This window comes from Magnetovibrio blakemorei, assembly GCF_001746755.1.
Classification (GTDB): Bacteria; Pseudomonadota; Alphaproteobacteria; order Rhodospirillales; family Magnetovibrionaceae; genus Magnetovibrio; species Magnetovibrio blakemorei.
Window position 1 is genome coordinate 1 of record NZ_MCGG01000065.1, and the last position, 4946, is coordinate 4946.

Annotated in this window: 8 protein-coding genes; 4 read left to right on the forward strand and 4 right to left on the reverse strand. The window is 45.0% G+C overall.

The window, feature by feature from the left end; translation table 11 throughout:
• Positions 1-732: 732 nt before the first annotated feature.
• The gene (locus BEN30_RS18060) at positions 733-981 is read right to left on the reverse strand and encodes a hypothetical protein (RefSeq protein WP_084005615.1); all 249 of its coding nucleotides are present in this window, start codon (positions 979-981) and stop codon (positions 733-735) included.
• 401 nt (positions 982-1382) lie between these two features.
• Between BEN30_RS18060 and BEN30_RS14785 the strand changes: the two genes are divergently transcribed.
• The gene (locus BEN30_RS14785; RefSeq protein WP_069959082.1) at positions 1383-1697 is read left to right on the forward strand and encodes a hypothetical protein; all 315 of its coding nucleotides are present in this window, start codon (positions 1383-1385) and stop codon (positions 1695-1697) included.
• A gap of 60 nt (positions 1698-1757) precedes the next feature.
• On the opposite strand, the gene BEN30_RS14790 is transcribed toward BEN30_RS14785, so the two are convergent.
• Positions 1758-2120, reverse strand: a complete 363-nt coding sequence (locus BEN30_RS14790) for a DUF3768 domain-containing protein (RefSeq protein WP_245649064.1) — start codon at positions 2118-2120, stop codon at positions 1758-1760.
• Positions 2121-2139: 19 nt separating this feature from the next.
• Positions 2140-2595: a hypothetical protein gene (locus BEN30_RS14795; protein WP_069959100.1), complete on the reverse strand. Its 456-nt coding sequence runs from the start codon at positions 2593-2595 to the stop codon at positions 2140-2142.
• A 306-nt stretch (positions 2596-2901) separates the two neighbouring features.
• Between BEN30_RS14795 and BEN30_RS14800 the strand changes: the two genes are divergently transcribed.
• Together BEN30_RS14800 and BEN30_RS18715 are read left to right on the forward strand one after the other, a co-directional pair.
• Positions 2902-3264 carry a Rap1a/Tai family immunity protein gene (locus tag BEN30_RS14800; RefSeq protein WP_139135058.1) on the forward strand — a complete coding sequence of 121 codons (363 nt, stop codon included), beginning with the start codon at positions 2902-2904 and terminating at the stop codon, positions 3262-3264.
• 97 nt (positions 3265-3361) lie between these two features.
• Positions 3362-3538, forward strand: coding sequence for a hypothetical protein (locus BEN30_RS18715; RefSeq protein WP_170827080.1), 177 nt, complete (start codon positions 3362-3364; stop codon positions 3536-3538).
• Here BEN30_RS18715 and BEN30_RS19250 read toward each other — a convergent pair.
• On the reverse strand, positions 3470-3853 hold the full coding sequence (locus BEN30_RS19250) for a DUF6626 family protein (RefSeq protein ID WP_407655975.1): 384 nt from the start codon (positions 3851-3853) through the stop codon (positions 3470-3472). The genes BEN30_RS18715 and BEN30_RS19250 overlap by 69 nt on opposite strands.
• Before the next feature lie 626 nt (positions 3854-4479).
• Between BEN30_RS19250 and BEN30_RS14805 the strand changes: the two genes are divergently transcribed.
• A partial coding sequence (locus BEN30_RS14805; protein ID WP_139135059.1) for a hypothetical protein occupies positions 4480-4946 on the forward strand: 467 nt, incomplete at its 3' end.

The following is a 4946-nucleotide window of genomic DNA, read 5'->3' on the forward strand; positions in this document are numbered from 1 at the left end:
TAAGGTTTCATCCAAGGATTCCTGAAGCCATCGTCCAGGGTTATCGATTCCGTGGACAATGCCGCCGTCAAAGATTTGTTCTGTTAGTTTTGGTGCTGTTTTTTCAAGCCCATTATCCAGGCCCCTGCTTTGTGCGAAAAGAACAAGAAAAAAGCCCCGGTCACGAGGACCGAGGCTTTCTAATCTGGCGGACAGGGAGGGATTCGAACCCTCGGTACGGGTTTACCCCGTACGGCGGATTAGCAATCCATTGAGCCACATTGAAAATATTATATTTATTATTACTTTTCAATAAGTTATAATGCTTATAATCACAGTAATTTAGTGACGTACGGTAAAACGCACGGTAGCGCACAAACCCAAAACGCAAGATACAAGCCAAAAACGCACGGTAAATCTGAGCATTAGCCGACTTCCAACAAAAACAAAACACGCTTACAATCCGCTATAAAGCTCGCACAAGCGCGATGGAGCGATTTCCGCTAACTACCGAGCGGGCTGAGCGTATCGTCGCGGTATAAGCGTTAAATCGAGTTTGTGCGGCGACACAACGAACAATCAATATTCTTCAGCCAACATTATCGCCATCACACAGACTGTTCATATATTGATGTTTTCTGCAACGTACGTACGCTCCACATACACACATCTTTGCACTGAGCGTAAATACTGGAAGCCAAACTATAGACTTTTGGCATTAAGCTCAGTTCCTATCCTCAATGCACCAATATCCTAACCGCCAAACCAAAAGTCGTGCATCTTCTGCAAAAACTCTGGCGTCAATAGCCCAACATCTTTGTCACCTAATATTGCATCGATCCCACAATATGGGCACATTGCCGTTCCAGTCCCTTCATTAAGCCAAATTACAATTTCTTTGGGATCAAATATTTTTAGGCAATGAAAACAGCCGCACTTTTGACTAACTTCAAGCGAATTGCGGTGTTTCCTACAATACTTATGGGCTACTTCAACATTCATTTCATCCCCCAGGCTTAACCTACTGGCTCACGATTAAATCCATTTTACACTCTATACATTATTATCGCTTTCCCCATACGCATAGTCCATGACCAAAGTTTATCAGCTACTTGATCATCAGATATGGAAATCCCATGGAGAATCTGTTCAAAGACGGAGAAGCCTCACTTGTATCTTGTCATTGGCACCCCCTTACCAAGAAGGTATGGAGACTTCTAGGGCAGCACTTAACTACCGAGCGGGCTGAGAAGGTTGGCGCTGTGTACGCTTAATTTTAGGAACATACGCGCAAAGCGAGAGGTTCTGTTAAGAATTGCATTTCCGCACACCTGGAGTAATCATAGTCTGTAACAGAAAGAAACAGGATAAGCTATGAGCAGCAGACCGAAGGAAACACGACTATGAAAAAAGGCAAAGACTTTGCTATTTCAATAGGTGTGATTTTAGCGCTTTACCTAGGCGCAGGATTATTAGGCAGCATTTTTTCAGGCGGTTTTGATAGATACTGCATGAAAAATCTCATTAAAGTAGGCGAAAATAGGGCGTACTGCACATGCGCTACAGGATATGTGGAAGAGTTTCTTTCCGAGGACGAAATAGATTATTTCATTGGTAAAAACAGCAACTACAAACCAACAGGGGATTATTATACTCGTGTGAGTATGGTCAATGTCGGCTTGAATGTAGTGTGCGTACCTGAAAAACGCCCAAGATAATAAGGCAGTTAATTCGAAAACTTAATTCTATAACAGCTGTGCTCTCATACAGCACAGCTATCAATATTCTTCAGCCAGCATAATCGTCAGCACACGGACAGTCTTTGCGCAATCGGCGGGCTCTTCACTGCCGACAGTCATCGACGGATCGTAATAATCAATCTTCCACATAGCCTTTGCGCCCGCGACAACAACGTTGCCCATGTCATGCTCGCCATATGGATCGTTGTTCGGCGTAAATGCATTAAACTCGCGCACAGCATTGATAACGGCTTCGCGGTACCATTCGTCCAATGACTGTATGCCTTGGGTTATAAACACCCGCCCGCCAAGGCCATGTTTACGAAGCTGGTCGTTAAGTTGAGAAATTTTATGATTACGGCACATTGTTACCACCATGAAAATGGGGGCCGAAGCCCCCATTCTGCTAACCATTGAGTGATTACTTCTTGGACAGGCGCTGACGGGCTTCCGTCGCGGATTGTTCAAGCAGCTTGTCGAGTTCACCGGCTTGCACCGCATCGCGGATTTGCACCAGCACATCGCGAACAGTTTCGAGCGTATTGCCTGCGGCGATGGATGGCTTGTTCTTGGCCAACACCAGCGGTTTGTTAGCGTAGCGCAAAGCGATGAAAAACTGGCCGTCTTGCTCAAACCAAATCGGACGGACTTCAACATCCCGGTTCACACGTTGGCGCTGGCCATCGTCGTTTGTCGCGTAGCTCTTCTTGCTGACGGTGTAGCTGGTTTCGCCGCTGATAAATGCGCCCACCGCGTCGATTTGCGTATTGATGGCCGCGAGAAACTTACCGCGTGCGCGGTCAACGGTGCTAATGGCGTTGCGGTTACTCTTCGGCGCTTCGATATCAGTAAAGTTCAAAGTCTTGATAATGGACATGGTGTGTCTCCAACAGTTGTTAAATCTGTTGGCACTGTCACCCCGATTTCAAAGGCGGTCTCCCCCAAAAAATCAAAAATTATGCAGCGCGGCCAAGTGTGTGCTTGCGTATTGTGTCGAGCAATTCAGCATACTTGCTCGGTTGTTCATCAATACGCGCCGTGCGCTTGTGCGGCATACGCTCAAGCGATGATTGCGCGATGGATTGGCGAAGCTTATCTGCGAACCAAACAGGATTTTGGGTTATGTAGGTACAGTTCCTGGGTGTAACGTTGTTCTATAACTGTCACAGGAGGCCACAGGGATATGAAAAAATTACTTTTAGGGCTTGTTTTAGCTACAGGGATTTCAGCACCCGCGAATGCAATTGAACGCACGACTGATAGAATGATGCAATTATGTAAAGACGAAATTTCATATTGTCTTGCTTTCATATCGGGGTTCCGTGAAGGTGTTATGTTATCCGTAGGAGTTGCAAATAATTTGAAATCCGAAGGAGATAAGTTCGGTGAAATAGTAATTGGATGCCCGCCGGTCGACGTAGAGAACGGCCTGTTGTTTATGGTGTGGAAGAAATATATGGAAAGCCATCCAGAGGATTTACGCAAATTTCCAGGCATAACGTTGAGTTATGCTCTTAGTGAAGTATTCCCCTGCAAAACCCCATAGAACGTTTTAAAGCCCCTGGGTTATGTAGGTATCAACGCGGTCTCCCCGGTTTCGTCACCGTTTTATAAATAAACTAAACCGTTAGCGGAGGCCAAAAATGAAACCTTACAAAATAGACTACATGGAAATGCTGGATGACTTCCCGCTTCCCGACGAACTCAAAAATGATGAATATTATGCAGGTATCATGAAATGCCGACTGGCCTTAGCCAAACGTCATTTGGAGCAAGCGCTGGCCGAGGTTCCGCCCGGTTTTGATCTGGGCAGCATCTAAGCCAACGTCGCGCTTATGCGGCGTACGCTCAAGCGATGTATGCGCGATGTATTGGCGAAGCTTATCTGCGAATTGTGTAGCGGTATACCAAAGCAAAGCGGCATCCGTGGATTGGCTTTGGCGAAGTTCATCTTCAAGCCCATATAGCTTTATCATCAATGTGCTTAGCGCTTCAACGCTGGCATCCCGATTGCTGCATTTGATGGTGGCGTAATATCGCGGCGACTTATGCAGCCAGTGTTTTGAAAAGTGTTCTTGCGAAGTCGTTAGCTGGTGTTCGATAAGAAATTTATAAATTTCATTAAGTTCCTTCATGTTGTTGTTTCCTTGGGTGTTCAAGGGTGGCCAAATTACCACCCTGCTCAATATTTATCAAAAAAGTGCACATTTTTTGAAAATAAATGGCCTTCATTCCGCCCTTCTTGGTTAAATACAAATGTAAGAAAGCGCCGTCAGTCGACGTAACATTTTGAAGTCATGTGTTGGTTGTCGCGTGTTGGCTTACATGGATTAACTGGATATGGAAATGAATAGTGATTGGTTAAAATATTTTATGTCAGGTGTTTCGTCATGTGTTCAGTCGCGTGTTGAAACGGGCTTCAGCCCAATGTCGTGTTATTCAAGGCGACATCTCTGTCTGCGTGGAGACTTAGCTTTTTGGCTTCACACACGACAAAAACACATGACACTGCCCTTTTGGGCTTCCTTACGGAACACGCGACAACACACGACGCAACACGTGACGACACGGGACGACACTCGACAAGAACACTCGACGCTACACGCGAAAAAAATGTTTAGATTTATTGTTCAATCCGCGCTTCAAAGCATAAATACAAATGCCAACAAGGCTCGTTTCATTGCCTTCCAGCTAATCAAATCAGGGGTAGCGCATTCCGCGTTACCCCTTTTTGTTTCAAGATTAGAAGGAGAAAATGAACATGAAGCAAAATTACAAACTTTGGTATAACCCAACCCCCAAACGCAACTCACCCGTTCACAAGGGCTATTCAATAACTGTCGATATAAACTGGGAAACGATATTTTATTTGAATTTTATGAGCCTGGATAATTGGTATGCGACGACACAATCACCGCAACTGGTGACAGATGAGATGAATTGTATAATTCCAGCCATCAATAAAAATCGGGCTGACGACAAACAAATGCTATTGGCGGATTTTACTCCGAAAGAACCACACTTTTTGGTTCCCCGATGGACATGCATGTTGAACGTAGAAAGCCACACACCTGAGCTTATATTTGTTAACTGGGCGGACATCAATCAGCGCGTATGTTGGATAATGTCAAAAAAGACACATTCCAAAAAAACCTCCGCCAACACCCATTTTTATGCTGATGATTACAACAAGCTGGAGATACAGCGTGGTGTGAAACAAGCAGTAAA

Bases quoted from the DNA above. Each gene is read 5' to 3' on its own strand.
- BEN30_RS14785 (WP_069959082.1), top strand. From the start codon at position 1,383: ATGAAAAAAGGCAAAGACTTTGCTATTTCAATAGGTGTGATTTTAGCG.
- BEN30_RS14800 (WP_139135058.1), top strand. From the start codon at position 2,902: ATGAAAAAATTACTTTTAGGGCTTGTTTTAGCTACAGGGATTTCAGCA.
- BEN30_RS14790 (WP_245649064.1), bottom strand. From the start codon at position 2,120: ATGGGGGCTTCGGCCCCCATTTTCATGGTGGTAACAATGTGCCGTAAT.
- BEN30_RS18715 (WP_170827080.1), top strand. From the start codon at position 3,362: ATGAAACCTTACAAAATAGACTACATGGAAATGCTGGATGACTTCCCG.
- BEN30_RS19250 (WP_407655975.1), bottom strand. From the start codon at position 3,853: ATGAAGGAACTTAATGAAATTTATAAATTTCTTATCGAACACCAGCTA.
- BEN30_RS18060 (WP_084005615.1), bottom strand. From the start codon at position 981: ATGAATGTTGAAGTAGCCCATAAGTATTGTAGGAAACACCGCAATTCG.
- BEN30_RS14795 (WP_069959100.1), bottom strand. From the start codon at position 2,595: ATGTCCATTATCAAGACTTTGAACTTTACTGATATCGAAGCGCCGAAG.